This window comes from Hydrogenophaga sp. IBVHS2, from assembly GCF_002127215.1.
GTDB lineage: Bacteria > Pseudomonadota > Gammaproteobacteria > Burkholderiales > Burkholderiaceae_C > Hydrogenophaga.
The window spans coordinates 654162-674261 of the sequence record NZ_NFUT01000002.1; the positions used below are offsets into that span (position 1 = coordinate 654162).

Consider the following 20100-nt stretch of genomic DNA (forward strand, 5'->3'; position numbering starts at 1 on the left):
CTTCCTGCACGTCTCGCCGACCTTCGCACCCAACTCGACCTCCTTGAGGATGCCGACTATCTGCGCTTCACTGAATCTGGACTTCTTCATGTAGAGACTCCGTCTGGGGGAATTCTCTACCTCCGAGTGGTTCAGGTTTTCGAGGGGGCTTCATCGACGGTATTTTTGACGGTACTTCCACAGCCACTCTCTACATAACCTGGTGCTGTCGGGGCCCAGTGGCCAAAGTTTGACACCTTCCGCGGCTGAGGAGCGCGCACCGGATTCCTCATACAGAGGAAAAGTCACTGCTCCAAAGAACTTCAAATCAGCAAACTATCGAGGGACTCTGTGAGCGTGTGGAGGTAATGCTGACGTTACTAGGATTTTTGCTTGGTGGTATCGGTCGCCAGGCAGGCATCTTGCAGGAGGTAGCGCAGCCAATACCGGGGAACAAATCGGGGAACAAAAACAACATTCAACGTGCAACGATGTTTTAAATCAATGTTTTAGAAGATTCCTTGGAATCCCGCCACGCCATTTATTCAAAAGCCCGCTGTTCGAAAGAGCAGCGGGCTTTTTCATGGTGTCTGCCGCCGTCATCCGGACGTCACACGGCTCTGGAATAATTCAGCATTCATTGAATTGTTGGAGCATTCATGACACGCATCGGCATCAACGGCATGGGGCGGATCGGGCGGCTGGCGCTGCGGGCGGCCATGGGGGCGGCGGAGCGGCCGCTGGACGATCCTCGGGCCGGCAACCGGCTGGACGTGGTGGCGGTCAACGAGATCAAGGGCGGCGCTGCCGCCACCGCGCACCTGCTGACCTTCGACACGGTGCAGGGCCGCTGGCGGGCCGACATCGCGGCCGAGGGCACGGACGCCATACGCATCGATGACCGGCGCATCGCCTTCAGCGAACACGCCCGCCCGGCCGACATCCCCTGGGGGGATCTGGGCGTGGACCTGGTGCTGGAGTGCACCGGCAAGTTCCTCACGCCCGAGACGATCCAGGGTCACCTGGACCGGGGTGCCAAGCGGGTCATCGTGGCGGCGCCGGTGAAGGTGGGGGGCGTGCTCAACATCGTCGTGGGCGTGAACCACACGCAGTACGACCCGGCGCAGCACCGCATCGTCACGGCCGCCAGCTGCACCACCAACTGCCTGGCCCCGGTGGTGAAGGTGGTGCACGAGCAGATCGGCATCCGGCACGGCCAGATCACCACCATCCACGACCCGACCAACACCAATGTGGTGGTGGATGCCCCGCACAAGGACCTGCGCCGCGCCCGCAGCGCCATGGCCAGCCTGGCGCCCACCACCACCGGCAGCGCCACCGCCATCGCACTCATCTACCCGGAGCTCAAGGGCAAGCTCAACGGCCATGCGGTGCGGGCACCGGTGCTCAACGCCTCGCTGACCGACTGCGTGTTCGAGCTGGAACGCCAGACCACCGCCGAGGAGGTGAACGCGCTGTTCAAGGCGGCGGCAGAGTCCGATCTCGCCGGCATCCTGGGTTTTGAGGAGCGCCCGCTGGTGAGCGCCGATTACGCCCGCGACACCCGCAGCTCCATCGTCGATGCGCTGTCCACCCTGGTCACCGACGGCACCATGCTCAAGGTCTATGCCTGGTACGACAACGAGATGGGCTACGCCTGCCGCATGGTTGACCTGGCCTGCCACATGGAACAGGCGGGCCTCTGATCATGCAGAACGCAGCGCGCAACTACGCCATCGTCACCGCCGCGTACTGGGGGTTCACCCTCACCGACGGCGCGCTGCGCATGCTGGTGCTGCTGCACTTCTACCAGCTGGGCTATTCGCCGTTCACGCTGGCCTTCCTGTTCCTGCTGTACGAGGCGGCCGGCGTGCTGGCCAACCTGATCGGGGGCTGGCTGGCCACGCGCTACGGCATCACCCGCATGCTGACGGTGGGCCTGAGCACGCAGATCCTGGGCTTCGGCTTACTGTCCATGCTGGACCCGGGCTGGACCGCCACGCTCTCGGTGGCCTGGGTGGTGTTGTCGCAGGGTGTCTGTGGTGTGGCCAAGGACCTGACCAAGACCGCCAGCAAGTCGGCCATCAAGGTGACGCAGGCGGCCGCGAAAGAGCAGGACAACGGTCAGCTGTTCAAGTGGGTGGCCTGGTTCACCGGCAGCAAGAACGCCATGAAGGGTGTGGGCTTCTTCCTGGGTGGCCTGCTGCTGCAGACGCTGGGGTTTCAGGGGTCCTTGTGGCTGATGGCCGGCCTGCTGGCGCTGGTGCTGCTGGGGGTGGTGACTTCGCTGCCCACGCTCATGGGCAAGAGCAAGGCCTCGAAGTCCGCCAGGGAACTGTTCGCCAAGAACGCGGGCATCAATGGCCTGGCCGCAGCGCGCGTGGTGCTGTTCGGTGCGCGCGACGTGTGGTTCGTGGTCGGGGTGCCGGTGTTCCTGTACTCGCAGGGCTGGACCTTCACCATGGTGGGCGGGTTCCTGGCGGCCTGGACCATCGGCTACGGCCTGGTACAGGCGCTGGCGCCGCAGATCGTGCGCCGCAGCGCCGACGGCCTGAGCGCCGAGGTGCCGGCCGCCCGCCTGTGGTCGGCCCTGCTGGCCCTGGTGCCGGTGGGCCTGGCCGTGGCGGTGCTGATGCAGGTGCCGCACCTGGAGTGGGTGGTGGTGGTCGGGCTCAGCCTGTTCGGCGTGGCCTTTGCGGTGAATTCCTCGGTGCACTCCTACCTGGTGCTGGCCTATGCCGGCAGCGAGAAGGCGGCGGAAGACGTGGGCTTCTACTACGCGGCCAACGCCCTGGGCCGCTTCTTCGGCACGCTGATGTCCGGCCTGCTCTACCAGTGGGGCGGCCTGCTGTACGCCCTGCTGGGGTCGGCCGCCATGCTGCTGGCCTGCTGGCTGATCACCCTGAAGCTGCCCGAGGAGGCCGCATGAACGAAGCCGATGCCGTCCGTGCACTGGGTGCGCTGGCCCAGGAAACGCGCCTGAAGCTGTTCCGGCTGCTGGTGGTGGCCGGGCAGGGCGGGCTCACCCCGGGTCACATGGCCGAGCGGCTGGCCGTCTCGCCCACCGCCTTGTCGTTCCATCTCAAGGAGCTCAGCCACGCCGGTCTGGTGAGCACCGAGCGGGACGGCCGCCACATCATCTACCGCGCCGAATTCGCCGCCATGGACGGCCTGCTGACCTTCCTCACGGCCGAATGTTGCCAGGGCCAGTCCTGCCTGCCCTCGTTTCCAGCTTCCCACCCATCTTGCACCCCAGGAGCCGACATGAACCCTCGCGTCTACAACGTCCTTTTCCTGTGCACCGGCAACTCTGCCCGCAGCATCATGGCCGAGGCCATCCTCAACCAGATCGGGGCCGGGCGTTTCCGGGGCTACAGCGCCGGCAGCCACCCGGCCGGCGCCGTCAACCCGCGCACCCTGGAACTGCTGGAGCGCAACCGCTTCCGGATCGAGGGCCTGCGCAGCAAGAACTGGGATGAATTCGCCGCACCGGACGCCCCCGTCATGGACTTCGTGCTCACGGTCTGCGACAAGGCCGCCGGCGAGGTGTGCCCGGTCTGGCCGGGGCAGCCGATGTCGGCGCACTGGGGTGTGGCCGATCCGGCCGAGGTTGGTGGTTCCGAGGTCCAGCAGCAGAAGGCCTTCACCGATGCCTTCATGACCCTGCGGACCCGGGTCGGCCTGCTGGTGAACCTGCCCATCGACAAGCTGGACCGTCTCTCGCTGCAGTCCGAGCTGAACAGCATCGCCCGGCAGACGGCCTGACCCGATGGGACTGTTCGAACGCTTTCTGACGGTCTGGGTGGCGCTGGGCATCGGCGCCGGTGTCGTGCTGGGCCTGTGGCTGCCGGGCGTGTTTCAGGCCGTGGCGGCCATGGAGTTCGCACAGGTGAACCTGGTGGTCGCGGTGTTCATCTGGGTGATGATCTACCCGATGATGATCCAGGTCGACTGGGGCGCCATCCGGCAGGTGGGCCGGCGGCCGCAGGGCCTGGCCCTGACCCTGGTGGTGAACTGGCTGATCAAGCCCTTCACCATGGCCGGTCTGGGCGTGCTCTTCTTCCAGTACCTGTTTGCGCCCTGGGTCGATCCGCAGTCGGCCAGCGAATACATCGCCGGCATGATCCTGCTGGGCGTGGCCCCCTGCACCGCGATGGTGTTCGTCTGGAGCCAGCTGGTCAGGGGCGATGCGAACTACACGCTGGTGCAGGTCTCGGTGAACGACCTGATCATGGTGGTGGCCTTTGCGCCCATCGCCGCCTTCCTGCTGGGCGTGACCGACGTCACCGTGCCCTGGGAAACCCTGCTGCTGGCCACGGTGCTCTATGTGGTGCTGCCGCTGCTGGCCGGCATGTTCACCCGGCATCTGCTGCTCAAACGTTCGGCCGCTGCACTGCCTGCCTTCGTGGCGGCGCTCAAGCCCTGGTCCGTGATCGGGCTGATCGCCACGGTGGTGCTGCTGTTCGGCTTTCAGGCGCAGACCATCGTGCGGCAGCCCGGCGTGATCGCCCTGATTGCCGTGCCGCTGATCCTGCAGTCCTACGGCATCTTCTTCATCGGCTGGTGGGGGGCCCGCTGGCTGAAGCTGCCGCACGAGGTGGCCGGACCGGCCTGCCTGATCGGCACCTCCAACTTCTTCGAACTCGCGGTGGCGGTGGCCATCTCGCTGTTCGGGCTGAATTCCGGTGCCGCGCTGGCCACGGTGGTCGGCGTGCTGGTCGAAGTGCCGGTGATGCTCTCGCTGGTGGCCTTGATCAATGCCCGGCGGCCGGGCTCAACCCCCGCCTTTCCGACGCCGCCCTGAGTCGGCCTTCCGCTCTCAGGGCGTCAGCCACACCCAGCCCGCCGGCTCCGGCCGCTCGGTGCTGCTGCCGTCCCACCGCCCGCGCCGGTGACCGTCGCGGTGCAGTTCCAGCCAGTCGATGCGGGTGACCTGCAGGTGCACGATGGCCAGGTGGTGCCGGTCGGACGTGCCGGTCGGGGCCGGGGAGCCGTCGGGGTCCAGCGGTGCGCCCGGTGCCCGGGGCATGAGGTAGTCGCTGGCAGCCGCCGACTGGCGCACGCGCTCCCAGGCTGCCTGCACGGCCGGGCCGGTGGTGTCGATGGTGGCCTGCGCCGTGACGCGCAGCTGCCAGCCCAGGCGCTGGCTCCAGAACACCAGGGCGGCCTGCGGACGGGCCTGCAGATCGCCGCATTTGGGGCTGCGCGCATCGGTGAAGCAGGTGAGGGTGCGGGTGTCGGCATCGGCCCGGCGCAGCACCACCGTGCGGGCCTGGGGCAGGCCGTCGTCGTCCACGCTGGCCAGCACCGGGGTGCGCCATTCATGGTGCCGGTCGACGGTGGCGCGCTGCAGTTCCTGCCAGACGCGGGCCGGCAGTTCGGCCGGGGTGATGCGGTCGGTGGGGTGGGGACGGGTCATGCCCGATGGTAGAGCGGGGGGTATGGAATCGTTTCTGGACAGGTCAATCACGTTTGTGTACTGTATATATAAACAGTATTTGGTGATGATTTGATCATGGAACTTGTGTCTCTGGAGAGCGGGGCCACGGTCTGGCGGGCCGACCGCCTGGAGCGTCCGGCCGCCCCGGTGTGGCCGACCGGCTGGCCGGCGCTGGACGCCGAACTGCCCGGCGGCGGCTGGCCCGCCGAAGGCCTGACCGAGCTGCTGTGCGAATGCCCCGGCACGCTCGAAGCCCGTCTGCTGATGCCGGCCCTGGTCCGTGCCGATGCGCCGGTGGCGCTGGTGGGGTCGCCCGAGCCCCCGCATCCGCCCGGCTGGTGGAGCAGCGGGCTGGTGCCGTCGCGCCTGGTCTGGGTGCAGGCCGATGCGGTGCGCGAACGGCTGTGGGCGGCCGAGCAGCTGGTGCGGGGCCGGGCCGCCGCCGTGCTGCTGTGGCTGGACCGCGTGCCCCCGGGGGCCTTGCGCCGCCTGCAGGTGCTCTCGGCCGGCGCTGGCCGGCCGGTGTTCGTCTGCCGGCCGTGGTCGGCGGCGGCGGTGTCGTCCCCGGCGCCGCTGCGCCTGCGGCTGGCTTCGGCCAGTGGCTGGAGCTTGCAGGTCGATCTGCTCAAGCGGCGCGGGCCGCCGCTGCTGCAGCCGCTCAACCTGCCCTCGGTGCCGGGCGGGTTGTCGGCCGTGCTGTCGCCACGCCAGCAGCGTCTGGGGCAGGCCTGGCCGGACGGGCTGTTGCATCCGGTCGAAGCACTGCCGCTGCCGGCCCTGGTGCCGGAGCAGCCGGCCGCCAACGAGGTGAACCATGCTCTGGGCCGCCTGGCTCCCGCCGCCTGATGCGCGGCCCCGGCCCTGGCCGCAGGCCCTCACCCACTGGGCGTTGAGCTTCACGCCCCGGGTGACCTGCCAGGGCGATGCCGTGCTCATGGAAGTGCACGGCAGCCTGCGCCTGTTCGGCGGCTGGCCGGCGCTGCGGGCGCGGGTGGCGGTGCAGGGCCGCGAACTGGGCCTGGCACCGCCGGCCTGGGCGCCGCAGGCCCTGGCGGCGCTGGCACTGGCGCGTGCCAGCCTGCCGGGCGGCCCGGATGTCGGCTGCGACGCGCTCGACCCGCTGCCGCTGACCGTGCTGGACGCCGCCGTGCCCCATGCCGCCGTGCTGGCCCAGACCGGCTGCCACACCCTGGGCGACCTGCGCCGGCGCCCGCGCGGCGCGGTGGCCCGCCGCTTCGGGGCTGCGCTGCTCGAAGGTCTGGACCAGGCCTATGGCCTGCGCCCCTCGGTGCATGCCTGGGTGACGGTGCCCGATCGTTTCGAGGCCCGGCTGGAGCTGCCCTGGCGCCTGGAGCAGGCCGAAGCCCTGGTGGACGGTGCCCGGCGCCTGCTGCTGCCGCTGCAGGGCTGGCTGACCGCGCGGCAGGCCGGCGTGCGGGCCTGCCGGTTGCGCTGGCTGCACGACGGCCTGCGCCCGCGCGATGCCGGCCCGGGCGGCGAGCTGGTGTGGCGCACCGCCACGCCCACGCGCGACATCGACCACCTGCAGCGCCTGCTGACCGAGCACCTGGCCCATGTGACCCTGCAGGCCCCGGTGGGCGAACTGGTGCTCGACGCCCTGGAAGTGCAAGCCTGGCTGCCGCAGGCCACCGACTGGTGGGCCGACCCCGCCGCCGCCCAGGCCGAAGGCCTGATGCCGGTGCTGGAGCGCCTGGCCGCCCGCCTGGGGCCGCAGCGCGTGCTGCGCCCGGTGCCGTGCGAAGACCACCGGCCCGAGGCCATGGTGCGCTGGCAGCCGGCCACCGAGACCATCGACCTGAACGCACGCCGCACGGCATGTGCCCGGGTGCCGGCTGTCGGCCCGCAACCCGGCTTCCTGCGCCCGCAGCCGCTGCGGCTGCCGGTGCGGGGCCACCGGCCGCACTACCACGGCGAGCTGCAGCTGCTGGTGGGGCCGCAGCGCCTGGAGGGCGGCTGGTGGGACGGGGCCGATCGCGACCCCATGCCCCTGGCCCGCGACTACTGGGTGGCCCATTCGCCGCGCGCCGGCCTGCTGTGGGTGTTCTGCACCCGGCCGGCGGCGCAGCAGCAGGAACCGGCCTGGTACCTGCACGGCCATTTCGCCTGAGGCCCCGGCATGAGTGCTCCGTTGCCGGCCTATGCCGAGCTCATGTGCCTGAGTGCCTTCAGCTTCCTGCGTGGTGCCAGCCCGCCGGACGCGCTGGTGCAGCGCGCCCATGCCCTGGGCTACAGCGCCCTGGCCCTGACCGACGAATGCTCGCTGGCCGGCATCGTGCGCGCCCATGTGGCCGCGCGCGAATGCGGCCTGAAACTGCTGGTGGGCAGCCAGTTCCGGGTGGACGGTGGCGCCGCCGCCTTCACCCTGGTGGTGCTGGCCTGTGATGCCGCCGGCTACAGCCACCTGTGCCGCTTCATCACCGGCTTGCGCCGCAGCGCGCCCAAGGGCAGCTACCGGCTGGACGCTGCCGGGCTGGATGCCGCCGTGCGCCAGGGCGCGCTCGATGGCTGCGTGGTGATCGCCGTGCCGGCGCGCGAGAGCACGCAGCCGCAGCTCGATGCGCTGGCCGGCTGGCTGCTGCAACGCTTGGTGGGGCGCTGCTGGCTGGGCGTGGAGCAGCGCCGTGCGCTGGACGACGAGCTCTGGCTGCACCGCCTGCGCCAGAGCAGCGCCCTCACGGCGGTGCCGCTGGTGGCGGTGGGCGACGTGCAGATGCACCTGCGCTCGCGCAAGCCGCTGCACGACGTCATGACCGCCACCCGGCTGGGCCGGCCGCTGCGCGACTGCGGCCTGGCCCTGCAGCCCAATGCCGAGCGGCACCTGCGCTCGCGCCTGGTGCTGGGCCGCTGTTTCCCGCCCGACCTGCTGGCCGCCACGCTGGACGTGGCGGCGCGCTGCAGCTTCTCGCTCGACGAGCTGCGCTACCAGTACCCCGACGAGGTGGTGCCCGCCGGCCACACCCCGGCGAGCTGGCTGCGGCAGCTGGTGGCGCAGGGCGCGCGCTGGCGCTGGCCGCAGGGCACGCCGCCGGCGGTGCAGCGGCAGATCGAACACGAGCTGGGCCTGATCGGCGAACTGCGCTACGAGCACTACTTCCTCACCGTCCACGACATCGTGGCCTTCGCGCGCAGCCAGGGCATCCTGTGCCAGGGGCGGGGCTCGGCGGCCAACAGCGTGGTCTGCTTCTGCCTGGGCATCACCGAGGTCGACCCGGCGCGGCTGTCGGTGCTGTTCGAGCGCTTCATCTCGAAAGAGCGCAACGAGCCGCCCGACATCGACGTGGATTTCGAGCACGAACGCCGCGAGGAGGTCATCCAGTACCTCTACCGCCGTTACGGCCGCGAGCGGGCTGCGCTCACGGCGGCCGTCATCTGCTACCGGCCGCGCAGCGCCCTGCGCGACGTGGGGCAGGCCCTGGGCATCGAGGCCGATGCGCTGGCCCGGCTCACCCGCAGCCTGGGCTGGTGGGACGGCGCCCAAGTGCCGCCCGAACGCCTGCAGGAGGCCGGACTCGACCCCGACGACCGCCAGGTGACCCTGCTGCTGGAGCTGGCCAGCCAGCTGGTGGGCCTGCCGCGCCACCTGTCGCAGCACACCGGCGGCTTCGTGCTCACGCGCGGGCCATTGACCGATCTGGTGCCGGTGCAGAACGCCCGCATGGCCGGACGCACCGTCATCGAATGGGACAAGGACGACCTGGACGCCATGGGCCTGCTCAAGGTGGACGTGCTGGCCCTGGGCATGCTGACCGCGCTGCGCAAGTCGCTCGACCTCATCGGCCAGCGGCGCGGTCGGCCGATGGCGCTGCAGGACATACCGGCCGAAGACCCGGCCACCTACGACATGGTGTGCGCCGCCGACACCGTGGGCGTGTTCCAGATCGAGAGCCGGGCCCAGATGGCCATGCTGCCGCGCCTGCGGCCGCGCTGCTTCTATGACCTGGTGATCGAGATCGCGCTGGTGCGCCCCGGCCCGATCCAGGGCGGTGCGGTGCACCCCTACCTCGACCGGCGCCAGGGCAAGGCCCCGGTGAGCTACCCCAGCCCGGCGCTGGAGCAGGCCCTGGGCCGCACCCTGGGTGTGCCGGTGTTCCAGGAGCAGTGCATGCAGATCGCCATCCTGGCTGCGGGCTTCACCCCCGGCGAGGCCGACGGCCTGCGCCGCGCCATGGGCGCCTGGAAGCGGCGTGGCGGCCTGGGCCACTATGGCCAGCGGCTGGTGGATGGCCTGCTGGCCCACGGCTACACCCCGGCCTTTGCCGATGCGGTGGTCGAGCAGGTCAAGGGTTTTTCCAGCTACGGCTTCCCGGAAAGCCATGCCGCCAGCTTTGCCCTGCTGGTGTATGCCAGCAGCTGGGTCAAGTGCCACCACCCGGCGGAGTTCCTGGCCGCCATGATCAACAGCCAGCCGCTGGGCTTCTACACCCCGCGCCAGCTGGTGGCCGACGCGCAGCGCCACGGCGTGGAGGTGCTGCCGGTGGATGTGAGCCACAGCGACTGGGACTGCACCCTGCACGACCGCCCGGGTGCCGCACCCGGTGCACCGCCGGCCGTGCGCCTGGGCCTGCGGCTGGTCGGTGGTCTGGGGCAGGCGGTGGCGCAGCGTCTGGTGCAGGCCCGGGCCCGCGCGCCCTGGCGGGATGTGGCCGACCTCGGCCAGCGCGCTGGCCTGGGCTCGCACGAGCTCACCCTGCTGGCCGCCGCCGACGCCCTGGCCAGCCTCAGCGGCCACCGCCGCCAGCAGATGTGGGACGCGGTGGCGCGCCATGCCCCGCCGGCCCTGCTGCAGGCCGCCCCCATTGCCGAGCCGGCGGTGGAACTGCCGGCCGCGCCCGAGGGCGAAGCCATCGTCTGGGACCACCGCGCCACCGGCCTGAGCCTGCGGCGTCACCCGCTGGCCCTGCTGCGGGACCCGCTGCGGGCGCGGCGCCTGTCCACCGCGGCCGAACTGGCCACAGCGCCGGACCGCCGCCTGGTGCGACACGCCGGTCTGGTCACGCTGCGCCAGCAGCCCGAGACCGCCGGCGGCGTGATGTTCGTGAGCCTGGAGGACGAGACCGGCGTGGTGCAGGCCATCGTCTGGCGCAGCCTGCGCGAGCGTTACCGGCGGGTGCTGATGCAGTCGCGCCTGCTGGCGGTGTACGGGGTGTGGCAGCGCGAGGGCGAGGTGTGCAGCCTGATCGCCGGCCACCTGGAAGACCTCACGCCGCTGCTGGGGTCGCTGACCGTGGGCAGCCGCGACTTCCGCTGAAGGCGTTCCGCAAGGACGTGGTCAGGCTGGCGGGATCGGGGGCGTGTCGTTCGATGCAGCCGCTTCGCGCTGGGCTGCCAGCCGGGCCTCGGCCTCGCGCCGGCTCTGCGTGGCCCGGCGCGCCTTCTTCACATCGTTGATCTGCCACAGGCCAAAGACCAGCACCACCACAAAAATGCCCAGCTCGAACCAGATCGCCATGTGCACCGCTCCTTCAGGAATGGCCCATGCTGCCGCAGCCCGCATGGGCCTGCAATACAGTCGGACGATGTCCGACGAATCCCAGATCGAGATCCCGCCGTCCTTCGTGGCCCTGTATGTGCCGCCCGGGCGCATCAAGCCCACCCTGCCGCGCACCGAGCTGACCCAGCGCTACGAGCTGTGCGAAGACATGGCCCAGATGCTGGTGGACACTGCCCGCACCCTCGAATTCAGCCTGGGCATCACCCAGGCCGACGTGCTGCAGCGCGTGGCCCAGGGCCTGCAAGGCGATGGCGCGGTGGTGAGCGAGGCCGAGGCCGGCTGGGTGATCACCCGCCTGGCCGAACTGCTGGGGCCCTGAGCCACAGCAGCGTGCCCAGGGCGGAAGCCGACAGCAGCGCCGAGAACACCAGCGCCCCGGTTCCGAAACCCTCGATCAGCGCGCCGAAGGCCAGCGGTGCAAACGCCTGCGCCACCCGCGACGGCGCCATGATCCAGCCCTGCCGCAGCCCGTAGCCCTGCGGGCCGAAGAACACCAGCGGCAGCGTGCCCTTGGCAATGGTCAGGATGCCGTTGCCCGCCCCATGCAGCACCGCAAAGGCCGGTGCCGCCACCGGCCCGGCCAGCAGCCAGGCCAGGGCGCCCAGCGGGTGGGCGGCGGCCGCGCAGCGCGCCGAGAGCAGCGGGTGCAGCCGGCGCAACCAGCCGAATTCGAGCAGCCGCCCGGCCACCTGGGCCGGCCCCACCAGCGCCCCGATGGCCACCGCCCCGGCCAGCCCCATGCCGCTGGCCACCAGCAGCTGCGGCAGGTGGGCCGCCATGGCGGTGCTGATGAACCAGGTGGCGGCGAACACATAGGACAGCGCCCAGGCCACATGGCGGGCTGGGGCGGGGGGCGGGGTGGCGTCGGCCGAGATGTCCGGGGTGGTCGCATCCGCCGCCTGCGCCTCCTGCCAGGTGACCGATGCCGGGCCGGCCCGGGGCAGCCACAGGTTCAGCGGCAGGCCCAGCAGCAGGTGCAGGCCGGCCCAGCCCAGGCAGGCGCCGCGCCAGCCCCATTCGGCCTCCATCCAGCCGGTCAGCGGCCAGCCCACGGTGCTGGCAAAGCCGCCGAGCAGCGTGATGCCGGTGATGGCGTTGCGCGCGCCCTGGCCCTGCAGCCGCACCAGGGTGGCAAAGGCGGCTTCGTACAGGCCGCAGCCCATGGCCACGCCGATCAGCAGCCAGGCCAGCAGCATCGACACCAGCCCCTGCGCCTGCGACAGCGCCGCCAGCCCGAGTGCGAAGACCAGGCTGGTGATGGCCAGCACCCCCCGGCCACCGTGCCGGTCGATCGCACGGCCCGCCGCCGGCCCCAGCAACGCCGACAGCAGCAGCGCCGCGCTGAAGGCCGCCCAGGCCTGGGTGACCGGCAGGCCCAGTTCGCGTGCCATGGGCTGGGCCAGCAGGGCCGGCAGGTAATAGGTCGAGCCCCAGGCCAGGGTCTGGGCCGTGCCCAGGCGCAGCACCAGCCCGGTGGATGAGGCGGGCCGGGCCGTCACGGTCTCAGGTGATGTCCATCGTGTGGATGCCGAAGCGGCCGGCCTTGCGGTCGGCAAAGTAGTGCTCCAGCGTTTCCTTCACCGTGCGGAAGGCGATCTCGTCCCAGGGGATCTCGGCCTCGGTGAACAGCCGGGCCTCCTGGGTTTCGTGACCGGGGTTGAAGCGGTCGCTCAGCAGCCGGGCGCGGTAGTACAGGTGCACCTGCCCCACGCGCGGCACGTTCATGAGGGTGAACAGCTCGCCCATCTCGATCTGGGCACCGGCCTCCTCGTCGGTCTCGCGCGCCGCACCCTCGGCCGTGGTCTCGCCCAGTTCCATGAAGCCGGCCGGCAGCGTCCACTTGCCGCGCCGGGGCTCGATGTTGCGCTTGCACAGCAGCACGAACTGCCCGCTGTCGCCCCACACCGGCACCGTGCCCACCACATTGAGCGGGTTGTCGTAGTGCACCAGCCCGCAGGCCGGGCAGACGGCCCGCTGGCGGGTGTCGCCGTCGTCGGGCAGTCGCAGCTGGACGGCGGTGCCGCAGTCGCGGCAGAAGCGGGCAGGGGTGCGCAGCATCGGTGGGGGCTTCCTCAGGCCTTGCGGCCGTGTTTGGCGATCAGGGCGCGGGCGGTGTCCAGCAGCTGGCGTCCGTTGTAGCCGCGCTTGTCCATGTCCTGCACCCACTCCACTTCCACCAGACGGGCCTTGCGCTTGAACTCCTGCGCCTCGGCCGCCGGGATGGTGTGGATGCTGTTGCCCTGGCGCACGGCGGCCTCGCGGCCCGGCACGTCGCCGGCCTGCTGCACCTTGCCCAGCCAGGCCGAGGTCTCCATGCCGGTGTTGCGGTCGATCACGGCCTTGAGGTCGGGCGGCAGACTGGCGTACTTCGCCTTGTTCATGGCCATGACGAAGGTGGTGGTGTAGAGCGCGCCGCCGGCCGGCTCGAACTCGCTGTGGAACTTGGCCAGTTCGTGCACCTTGACCGCGGGCACCACCTCCCAGGGGATGGCGCAGCCGTCGATCACGCCCTTGGACAGCGCGTCCGGAATCTGCGGCAGCGGCATGCCCACCGGCGTGGCGCCCAGGTAGCCCAGCATCTTGGTGATCTGGCGGGTCGGGCCGCGCACCTTGGAGCCGCGCAGGTCATCGACCCGGAAGATCTGCTTGCTGCGCATGTGGAACATGCCCGGGCCGTGCACCTGCAGGGCCAGCGGGTGCACGTCCTTGTACTCGTCCGGCGCCATCGTGGTGATGTATTCCCAGAAGGCCTTTGAGGTCGCTTCGGCGTTGTTCATCATGAACGGCAGCTCGAACACCTCGGTGCGCGGGAAGCGGCCCGGTGTGTTGCCCGGCAGCGTCCAGACGATGTCGACCACGCCGTCGCGCGCCTGATCGAACAGCTGGGCCGGCGAACCGCCGAGCTGCATGGCCGGATAGCCTTCGAAGCGGATGCGCCCGCCCGACTCCTTCTCCACCTTGTCCATCCAGGCCTTGTGCATGTTGAGCCAGACGTTGGACTGCGGCGCCATGAAGGTGTGGAACTTCAGGGTCACGCCGGACTGGGCCAGGGCGCCCAGGGCGGGGGCGCCCAGGGCCGCGGCGGCGGTCGACTTCAACAGGGTTCGGCGCTGGATCATGGTGTTGTCTCCGTGGGTGGTTGAAAGACGGGGGTCGGCGGGGCAGGGTGGTTCAGACCACCTGGAAGCGGATGTCGGTCAGGCCGTCCACATGGCCGTGCAGCACGTCGCCCCGCACCACCGCGTTCACGCCTTCGGGCGTGCCGGTGTAGATCAGGTCGCCGGGCTGCAGCTCCCAGCCTTTGCTGAGCTGCTCGATGGTCTCGGCGATGTTCCAGATCAGCTTGGCCACGTTGCTGCGTTGGCGGTCGCTGCCATTGACCTGCAGCCAGATGGCGGCCTGCGTGATGTCGCCGGCCTGTGCGGCCGGGGTGATGGGGCCGATGGGCGATGCATGGTCGAAGGCCTTGCCGATGCACCAGGGCTTGCCGGTCTTCTTCATGTCGGACTGCAGGTCGCGCCGGGTCATGTCCAGACCGGTGGCGTAGCCGAAGATGTGCTCAAAGGCGTCGGCGGCGGCGATGTTGCGACCGCCCTTGCCGATGGCCACCACCAGCTCGATCTCGTGGTGGAAGTTGCTGGTCAGGTCGGGGTAGGGGATGGTCGCGGTCTGGCCGGCCTCGGCCACCACCACGGTGTCGGCCGGCTTGAGGAAGAAGAACGGCGGCTCGCGGCCGCTGTGGCCCATCTCCTTGGCATGGTCCTCGTAGTTGCGACCCACGCAGTAGACGCGGTGGACCGGGAACCGGGCAGGGCTGCCCACGACGGGCACGCTGACGACGGCAGGTGGGGTGAAGGTGTATGTCTCGCTCATGGTGGGCAGGGGTGGGTTGAAGGCCGGGTCAGTGTGCCATGCGGGCACCTCAGTACTGGCTACGTGGAAGCCGCAGCGAGAGGCCGTCCAGCGCCATCGACAGCCGCAGCTGGCAGGCCAGCCGGCTGCCCGGGCCGGCCGGTGTGGCCGCGAAATCGAGCATGTCGGTCTCGTCCGCCACCGGGGGCGGCAGGCGATCGCGCCATTCGGGGTCGACGATCACATGGCAGGTGGCGCAGGTGAGCTGGCCACCGCAGTCGCCATCGATGCCGGCCACGCCGGCCTGCACCGCCACGTCCAGCACGCTCTGGCCCTCGTTGCCCTGCAGCGGGTGGGGCGTGCCGTCGAAGCTGTGCATCAGGAGTCGGATCATGGGCGGCCGGTGAACGTGGGTGCGGGGTGGAAAGCCTCGGCATTGTGGCGTCAACCGCTGCAGTTTTCGTCCTTGGGGGAAACAGGGCTTTCACCGAGGCGGCCGCCCCGGGGCGGCCCGGCTGACCACAATGTCCTTCGCTGGCGACCGAGGGGTCGCCTTTGCTTTTGTCATCAAGGAAATCCATGACCACCCTGTTCGATCCGATCACCGTGGGCGACATTGCCCTGTCCAACCGCATCGCCATGGCGCCGCTGACCCGCAACCGCGCCCCGAACGCCGTGCCCACCCCGCTCATGGCCACCTACTACGCCCAGCGCGCCACCGCCGGCCTGCTGATCACCGAAGCCACCGCCATCAGCCACCAGGGCCAGGGCTATGCCGACGTGCCCGGCCTGTACGCACCCGAACAGATCGCCGGCTGGAAGGGCGTGACCGCCGCCGTGCACCAGGCCGGTGGCCGCATCGTCACCCAGCTGTGGCATGTGGGCCGCGTCTCGCACACCGAACTGCAGCCGGGTCAGGGTGCACCGGTGGCGCCCTCGGCCATCCGTGCCCACACCAAGACCGTGCTGCTCAAGGACGGTGCCCCGGTCTTCGTGGACACCTCCGAGCCCCGCGCGCTGGACATCGCCGAGCTGCCCGGCATCGTGGAGGACTACCGCCGTGCCGCCCTGGCCGCCATCGAGGCCGGCTTTGACGGGGTGGAGATCCACGCCGCCAACGGCTACCTGCTCGACCAGTTCCTGAAGACCGGCAGCAACCAGCGCACCGACGCCTACGGCGGCAGCATCGAGAACCGCGCCCGCCTGCTGATGGAGGTGGTGGCGGCCGTGGTGGGCGCCATCGGCGGCGGCCGCACCGGCATCCGCCTCTCGCCGGTGACGCCGGCCAACGACATCATCGACGCCGATCCGCAGCCGCTGTTCACCCATGTGGTGCAGCAGCTGGCCCCGCACGGCCTGGCCTATGTGCACGTCATCGAAGGCGCCACCGGCGGCCCGCGCGAACTGGCCGACCGCCCGTTCGACTACGCCGCGCTCAAGGCCGCCTACCGCGCCGCCGGCGGCAAAGCCGCCTGGATGGTGAACAACGGCTACGACCTCGCCCTGGCGAATCAGGCCGTGGCCGACGGTGCCGACGTGGTGGCCTTCGGCCGCCCCTTCATCAGCAACCCCGACCTGGTGCAGCGCCTGCGCGTGGGCGGTCCGTTCAACGAGCCGGACCGCAACACCTTTTACGGCGGTGGCGCCCAGGGCTACACCGACTACCCCGTGCTGGGCTGAAGGCATACTCCGGGGCGTCCCATACCGCACACGCCCCGCCACATGAAGCTCTACAACTACTTCCGCTCTTCCGCCTCGTTCCGGGTCCGCATCGCCATGGCCCTCAAGGGCCTGTCCTACGAGTACCTGCCGGTGCACCTGGCGCGAGGCGACCACAAGCTGCCGGCCTATGCCGACATCGCTGCCGAGGGTCTGGTGCCGCTGCTGGAGCTGGACGACGGCACCCGCCTGACCCAGTCGATGGCCATCATCGAATACCTCGACGAGACCCATCCCGAGCCGCCGCTGCTGCCGTCCGACGCGCTGGGCCGCGCCCGGGTGCGGGCGCTGTCGCAGATCGTGGCCTGCGAAATCCACCCCATCAACAACCTGCGGGTGCTCAAGTACCTGGTGCGCGAACTGAAGGTGGACGAAGAGCCCAAGAACACCTGGTACCGCCACTGGGTGCGCAGCGGTCTGGAAGCCTTCGAAAAGCAGCTGGCCGCCGGCCCGACCGGCCGCTACTGCCACGGCGACACGCCCACCCTGGCCGACTGCCTGCTGGTGCCGCAGATCTTCAACGGCCAGCGCTTCAACGTCAGCTTCGACGGCCTGACCCACACCATGCGCGTGTTCGACAACTGCATGGCGCACCCGGCCTTCCAGGCCGCCGAGCCCAAGGCCTGCCCCGACTTCGAGGCCTGATGGCCGGGCTGATGCCCCAGGTGCTCACGCCCGACTGGCGTTTGCCCACGGGCGTGCGGGCCCTGTGCACCACCCGGGCCGGTGGTGTGTCGGCACCGCCCTACGACAGCTTCAACCTGGGCGACCATGTGCGCGACGACCCGGTGCATGTGGCCACCAACCGCGCCCGGCTGGCCGGGCTGACCGCGCCGGCCCGGCCGGTGTTCCTGCAGCAGGTGCACGGCACCCGGGTGCTGCGGCTGCAGGCCGACGCGGCCCATGTCGCGGCCAGCCAGGGTGCCCAGGCCGATGCCTGCCTCACCACCGAGCCCGGTGTGGCCTGCACCATCATGGTGGCCGACTGCCTGCCGGTGCTGTTGGCCCATGCTTCGGGCCGGGCGGTGGCGGCCGCGCATGCCGGCTGGCGTGGGCTGGCCGGCGGGGTGCTGGAGGCCACGGTGCAGGCACTGGTCGACGCTGCCGGCCCGGGTGCCGTCAGCGCCTGGCTGGGGCCGTGCATCGGTCCGTCTGCCTTCGAGGTGGGCGACGAGGTGCGGGAGGCCTTCGGGTCAGCGCCCGCCGCGCGGGCCTGCTTCGTCCCGCACGGGCCCGGCAAATGGCGGGCTGATCTGCCGGCCCTGGCCCGCCTGCGGCTGCAGCAGGCCGGCGTGGCCGAGCTGCACGGCAACGACGGCACACCGGCGTGGTGCACCGTCACGCAGGCATCAGTCTTTTTCTCGCACCGGCGCGACGCTGCCCGCCTCGGCAGCACCGGGCGCATGGCCGCCTGCATCTGGTTCGGCTGAGGCCTGGGCCGCCGCCAGTTCGGCCGCTTCCCGGGCCTTGCGCTCCTTGCGCCGCGTGGGTGTGCGCATCACGTACACCACGATGGTCATGGGCAGCACGCCGTACAGGAAGAAGGTGATGATGGCCCCGAGCACCGAGCCGGTGGTGTTGGTGGCCTCGGCCACCGCCATCATCAGCACCACATACATCCACGCAATGACGACCAGGTACACAGCTGCTTCCAGGGGCCGGCATCGGGGGCGGAATGGCGTCAGCCGGGCGGAAGGCGCGCGGCCGATACTGGTGCAGGGCCGGGTATAACTGCCCCAGAGCCTCCCATAATAGGTGGAGGCCAATTCCAGAGGAGACGATCATGGCATCGGGCAAGACGGCGGGCGGCAACGGGCCGAACGATCCGTGGCAACAGGCCACGCAGCACCTGCAGGCTTTCCAGCAGAACCTCATGGGGCAGTGGACGCAGATGGCCCAGGCCATGCCGGCCATGGGCATTCCGGGCGTCGGTGGCGCCGGCGCTTCGCCCTTCGGCATGCCGGGCATCGAGCAGCTGTTCAGCCAGGCCAGCGGCCCGGCGGTGCGGCTGGACCCGGCCAAGCTGATCGAGATCCAGAAGACCTATCTGCAGGAGGCCGTGGCGCTGTGGAACCAGGGCGCCACTGCCCGCCCGCAGGGCGACCGGCGCTTCGCCGGTGATGCCTGGGCCAGCAACCCGGTGGCCGGCTTCACCGCTGCGGCCTACCTGCTCAATGCCCGCACCCTCATGGCCATGGCCGATGCGGTCGATGGTGATGAAAAAACCCGCACCCGGGTGCGCTTCGCGGTGCAGCAGTGGATCGACGCCAGTGCGCCCAGCAATTTCCTGGCCTTCAATGCCGAAGCCCAGAAGAAGGCCATCGAGACCCAGGGCGAGAGCATCGCCAAGGGCGTGGCCAACCTGCTGCACGACATGAAGCAGGGCCATGTGTCCATGACCGACGAGAGCGTGTTCGAGGTCGGCAAGAACGTGGCGACCACCGAAGGCGCCGTGGTGTTCGAGAACGAGCTGTTCCAGCTCATCGAATACAAGCCGCTCACCGCCAAGGTCTACGAGCGTCCGTTCCTGCTGGTGCCGCCCTGCATCAACAAGTTCTACATCCTCGACCTGCAGCCCGAGAACTCCTTCATCCGCTATTGCGTGGAGCAGGGCCACCGCACCTTCGTCGTGAGCTGGCGCAACCCGGACGAATCCCTGGCCAAAAAGACCTGGGACAACTACATCGAGGACGCCGTCATCCGTGCCATCGGCGTCACGCAGGACATTTCGGGTGCCGAGCAGATCAATGCCCTGGGCTTCTGCGTGGGTGGCACCATGCTGGGCACCGCGCTGGCCGTGCTGGCCGGGCGCGGCGAGGAGCCGGTGCACAGCGCCACCTTCCTCACCACGCTGCTCGACTTCCGCGACACCGGCATCCTGGATGTCTTCATCGACGAGGCCTTCGTCAAGTTCCGCGAGATGCAGTTTGCCGATGGCGGCCTCATGCCCGGGCGCGACCTGGCCACCACCTTCAGCTTCCTGCGGCCCAACGACCTGGTCTGGAACTACGTCGTGGGCAACTACCTCAAGGGCGAGACGCCGCCGCCCTTCGACCTGCTGTACTGGAACTCCGACAGCACCAACCTGCCCGGTCCGTACTACGCCTGGTACCTGCGCAACCTGTACCTGGAAAACCGCTACACCCGCCCCGGCACCACCACCGTGTGCGGCCAGCCGATCGACTTCCGCAAGGTCAAGCTGCCGGTCTACCTCTACGGCTCGCGCGAAGACCACATCGTGCCCATCGGCGGGGCGTATGCCAGCACCCAGCTGTTTCCGGGCAAGAAGCGTTTCGTGATGGGTGCTTCGGGCCACATCGCCGGCGTGATCAATCCGGCCAGCAAGGGCAAGCGCAGCCACTGGACCGGCCCGGCCAACCGCTTCCCCGAGAAGGTGGACGACTGGATCGCCGGTGCCACCGAACACCCCGGCAGCTGGTGGACCGACTGGGCGGCCTGGCTCAAGCCCCTGGCCGGCAAGCAGATCGCAGCACCCAGGACCTACGGCCGGGGCAAGACCTACACCGCCATCGAGCCCGCACCGGGCCGCTACGTCAAGGCGAAGGCGTAAAGCCGGGCATCCGATTTCCTCCCTCTT

The 20100-nt window shown here is 70.0% G+C and carries 21 protein-coding genes and 1 pseudogene; 13 read left to right on the forward strand and 9 right to left on the reverse strand.

Features of this window, described 5'->3' with window-relative positions:
* Positions 1 to 90, reverse strand: a 90-nt coding sequence (locus tag CAP38_RS15185; protein WP_143435799.1) for a transposase, incomplete at its 3' end; no start/stop codon positions are given.
* A gap of 548 nt (positions 91 to 638) precedes the next feature.
* Here CAP38_RS15185 and CAP38_RS07800 point away from each other — a divergent pair.
* From CAP38_RS07800 to arsB, 5 genes and pseudogenes are all read left to right on the forward strand, one after another.
* Positions 639 to 1685: an ArsJ-associated glyceraldehyde-3-phosphate dehydrogenase gene (locus tag CAP38_RS07800; protein WP_086120635.1), complete on the forward strand. Its 1047-nt coding sequence runs from the start codon at positions 639 to 641 to the stop codon at positions 1683 to 1685.
* A gap of 2 nt (positions 1686 to 1687) precedes the next feature.
* Positions 1688 to 2908, forward strand: a complete 1221-nt coding sequence (gene arsJ / locus CAP38_RS07805; protein ID WP_143435779.1) for an organoarsenical effux MFS transporter ArsJ — start codon at positions 1688 to 1690, stop codon at positions 2906 to 2908.
* Positions 2905 to 3132, forward strand: a pseudogene (locus CAP38_RS15485) (ArsR/SmtB family transcription factor); the annotation flags it as partial. The gene arsJ and the pseudogene CAP38_RS15485, both read left to right, overlap by 4 nt.
* Before the next feature lie 111 nt (positions 3133 to 3243).
* Positions 3244 to 3744 (forward strand): arsenate reductase ArsC, encoded by a 501-nt coding sequence (locus CAP38_RS15490; protein ID WP_256924388.1) that lies wholly within the window; start codon positions 3244 to 3246, stop codon positions 3742 to 3744.
* A gap of 4 nt (positions 3745 to 3748) precedes the next feature.
* Entirely contained in the window at positions 3749 to 4783 is a 1035-nt protein-coding gene (gene arsB / locus CAP38_RS07815) for an ACR3 family arsenite efflux transporter (RefSeq protein ID WP_086120640.1), read from the forward strand.
* A 15-nt stretch (positions 4784 to 4798) separates the two neighbouring features.
* Here arsB and CAP38_RS07820 read toward each other — a convergent pair whose 3' ends face one another.
* The gene (locus CAP38_RS07820; RefSeq protein ID WP_086120642.1) at positions 4799 to 5398 is read right to left on the reverse strand and encodes a pyridoxamine 5'-phosphate oxidase family protein; all 600 of its coding nucleotides are present in this window, start codon (positions 5396 to 5398) and stop codon (positions 4799 to 4801) included.
* Between the two features lie 96 nt (positions 5399 to 5494).
* On the opposite strand from CAP38_RS07820, the gene imuA reads away from it, so the two are divergent.
* Genes imuA through CAP38_RS07835 form a run of 3 tightly spaced genes read left to right on the forward strand, consistent with a single transcriptional unit; the run spans position 5495 to position 10688 of the window.
* Positions 5495 to 6265, forward strand: coding sequence for a translesion DNA synthesis-associated protein ImuA (gene imuA, locus CAP38_RS07825; RefSeq protein WP_086120644.1), 771 nt, complete (start codon positions 5495 to 5497; stop codon positions 6263 to 6265).
* Positions 6234 to 7547 carry a hypothetical protein gene (locus tag CAP38_RS07830; RefSeq protein ID WP_086120646.1) on the forward strand — a complete coding sequence of 438 codons (1314 nt, stop codon included), beginning with the start codon at positions 6234 to 6236 and terminating at the stop codon, positions 7545 to 7547. The genes imuA and CAP38_RS07830 overlap by 32 nt, the downstream gene beginning before the upstream one ends.
* A gap of 9 nt (positions 7548 to 7556) precedes the next feature.
* Positions 7557 to 10688 carry an error-prone DNA polymerase gene (locus CAP38_RS07835; RefSeq protein WP_086120648.1) on the forward strand — a complete coding sequence of 1044 codons (3132 nt, stop codon included), beginning with the start codon at positions 7557 to 7559 and terminating at the stop codon, positions 10686 to 10688.
* A 21-nt stretch (positions 10689 to 10709) separates the two neighbouring features.
* Here the strand turns inward: CAP38_RS07835 and CAP38_RS07840 are convergent, their stop codons facing one another.
* Positions 10710 to 10889 (reverse strand): hypothetical protein, encoded by a 180-nt coding sequence (locus CAP38_RS07840; protein WP_086120650.1) that lies wholly within the window; start codon positions 10887 to 10889, stop codon positions 10710 to 10712.
* A 67-nt stretch (positions 10890 to 10956) separates the two neighbouring features.
* Between CAP38_RS07840 and CAP38_RS07845 the strand changes: the two genes are divergently transcribed.
* Entirely contained in the window at positions 10957 to 11250 is a 294-nt protein-coding gene (locus tag CAP38_RS07845; RefSeq protein WP_086121102.1) for an ATPase with chaperone activity, read from the forward strand.
* On the opposite strand, the gene CAP38_RS07850 is transcribed toward CAP38_RS07845, so the two are convergent.
* From CAP38_RS07850 to CAP38_RS07870, 5 genes are read right to left on the reverse strand one after another with little or no spacing between them, the layout of a single operon-like run.
* Positions 11219 to 12430, reverse strand: a complete 1212-nt coding sequence (locus CAP38_RS07850; RefSeq protein WP_256924357.1) for an MFS transporter — start codon at positions 12428 to 12430, stop codon at positions 11219 to 11221. The two genes, CAP38_RS07845 and CAP38_RS07850, sit on opposite strands and share 32 nt — an antisense overlap.
* Positions 12431 to 12434: 4 nt before the next feature.
* Positions 12435 to 12989 (reverse strand): NUDIX hydrolase, encoded by a 555-nt coding sequence (locus tag CAP38_RS07855; protein WP_086120652.1) that lies wholly within the window; start codon positions 12987 to 12989, stop codon positions 12435 to 12437.
* 14 nt (positions 12990 to 13003) lie between these two features.
* Complete coding sequence (locus CAP38_RS07860; RefSeq protein WP_086120654.1) at positions 13004 to 14050, reverse strand: TRAP transporter substrate-binding protein; 1047 nt, start codon at positions 14048 to 14050, stop codon at positions 13004 to 13006.
* A gap of 52 nt (positions 14051 to 14102) precedes the next feature.
* Positions 14103 to 14804, reverse strand: coding sequence for a fumarylacetoacetate hydrolase family protein (locus tag CAP38_RS07865; RefSeq protein WP_086120656.1), 702 nt, complete (start codon positions 14802 to 14804; stop codon positions 14103 to 14105).
* A 49-nt stretch (positions 14805 to 14853) separates the two neighbouring features.
* Complete coding sequence (locus tag CAP38_RS07870) at positions 14854 to 15177, reverse strand: 2Fe-2S iron-sulfur cluster-binding protein (protein ID WP_086120658.1); 324 nt, start codon at positions 15175 to 15177, stop codon at positions 14854 to 14856.
* Positions 15178 to 15362: 185 nt separating this feature from the next.
* On the opposite strand from CAP38_RS07870, the gene CAP38_RS07875 reads away from it, so the two are divergent.
* The 3 genes from CAP38_RS07875 to pgeF are packed head-to-tail and all read left to right on the forward strand — an operon-like array spanning position 15363 to position 17932.
* A complete protein-coding gene (locus CAP38_RS07875; protein ID WP_086120660.1) occupies positions 15363 to 16463 on the forward strand; it encodes an alkene reductase in 1101 nt (366 codons plus the stop codon).
* Positions 16464 to 16505: 42 nt separating this feature from the next.
* Entirely contained in the window at positions 16506 to 17147 is a 642-nt protein-coding gene (gene maiA, locus CAP38_RS07880; RefSeq protein ID WP_086120661.1) for a maleylacetoacetate isomerase, read from the forward strand.
* A complete protein-coding gene (gene pgeF / locus CAP38_RS07885) occupies positions 17147 to 17932 on the forward strand; it encodes a peptidoglycan editing factor PgeF (protein ID WP_086120663.1) in 786 nt (261 codons plus the stop codon). The genes maiA and pgeF overlap by 1 nt, the downstream gene beginning before the upstream one ends.
* Here the strand turns inward: pgeF and CAP38_RS07890 are convergent.
* Complete coding sequence (locus CAP38_RS07890; protein WP_086120665.1) at positions 17852 to 18145, reverse strand: hypothetical protein; 294 nt, start codon at positions 18143 to 18145, stop codon at positions 17852 to 17854. The genes pgeF and CAP38_RS07890 overlap by 81 nt on opposite strands.
* A gap of 140 nt (positions 18146 to 18285) precedes the next feature.
* Here CAP38_RS07890 and phaC point away from each other — a divergent pair, with 140 nt between their 5' ends.
* The gene (gene phaC, locus CAP38_RS07895; RefSeq protein ID WP_256924358.1) at positions 18286 to 20073 is read left to right on the forward strand and encodes a class I poly(R)-hydroxyalkanoic acid synthase; all 1788 of its coding nucleotides are present in this window, start codon (positions 18286 to 18288) and stop codon (positions 20071 to 20073) included.
* Positions 20074 to 20100: the final 27 nt, after the last annotated feature.

Excerpts from the sequence above, each read along its gene's own strand:
- CAP38_RS07840 (WP_086120650.1), bottom strand. The coding sequence starts at position 10,889 with ATGGCGATCTGGTTCGAGCTGGGCATTTTTGTGGTGGTGCTGGTCTTT.
- CAP38_RS07820 (WP_086120642.1), bottom strand. The coding sequence starts at position 5,398 with ATGACCCGTCCCCACCCCACCGACCGCATCACCCCGGCCGAACTGCCG.
- arsJ (WP_143435779.1), top strand. The coding sequence starts at position 1,688 with ATGCAGAACGCAGCGCGCAACTACGCCATCGTCACCGCCGCGTACTGG.
- arsB (WP_086120640.1), top strand. The coding sequence starts at position 3,749 with ATGGGACTGTTCGAACGCTTTCTGACGGTCTGGGTGGCGCTGGGCATC.
- CAP38_RS07865 (WP_086120656.1), bottom strand. The coding sequence starts at position 14,804 with ATGAGCGAGACATACACCTTCACCCCACCTGCCGTCGTCAGCGTGCCC.
- CAP38_RS07830 (WP_086120646.1), top strand. The coding sequence starts at position 6,234 with ATGCTCTGGGCCGCCTGGCTCCCGCCGCCTGATGCGCGGCCCCGGCCC.
- maiA (WP_086120661.1), top strand. The coding sequence starts at position 16,506 with ATGAAGCTCTACAACTACTTCCGCTCTTCCGCCTCGTTCCGGGTCCGC.
- CAP38_RS07800 (WP_086120635.1), top strand. The coding sequence starts at position 639 with ATGACACGCATCGGCATCAACGGCATGGGGCGGATCGGGCGGCTGGCG.
- CAP38_RS07845 (WP_086121102.1), top strand. The coding sequence starts at position 10,957 with ATGTCCGACGAATCCCAGATCGAGATCCCGCCGTCCTTCGTGGCCCTG.
- pgeF (WP_086120663.1), top strand. The coding sequence starts at position 17,147 with ATGGCCGGGCTGATGCCCCAGGTGCTCACGCCCGACTGGCGTTTGCCC.
- CAP38_RS07860 (WP_086120654.1), bottom strand. The coding sequence starts at position 14,050 with ATGATCCAGCGCCGAACCCTGTTGAAGTCGACCGCCGCCGCGGCCCTG.
- phaC (WP_256924358.1), top strand. The coding sequence starts at position 18,286 with ATGGCATCGGGCAAGACGGCGGGCGGCAACGGGCCGAACGATCCGTGG.
- imuA (WP_086120644.1), top strand. The coding sequence starts at position 5,495 with ATGGAACTTGTGTCTCTGGAGAGCGGGGCCACGGTCTGGCGGGCCGAC.
- CAP38_RS07835 (WP_086120648.1), top strand. The coding sequence starts at position 7,557 with ATGAGTGCTCCGTTGCCGGCCTATGCCGAGCTCATGTGCCTGAGTGCC.
- CAP38_RS15490 (WP_256924388.1), top strand. The coding sequence starts at position 3,244 with ATGAACCCTCGCGTCTACAACGTCCTTTTCCTGTGCACCGGCAACTCT.
- CAP38_RS07875 (WP_086120660.1), top strand. The coding sequence starts at position 15,363 with ATGACCACCCTGTTCGATCCGATCACCGTGGGCGACATTGCCCTGTCC.
- CAP38_RS07870 (WP_086120658.1), bottom strand. The coding sequence starts at position 15,177 with ATGATCCGACTCCTGATGCACAGCTTCGACGGCACGCCCCACCCGCTG.
- CAP38_RS07855 (WP_086120652.1), bottom strand. The coding sequence starts at position 12,989 with ATGCTGCGCACCCCTGCCCGCTTCTGCCGCGACTGCGGCACCGCCGTC.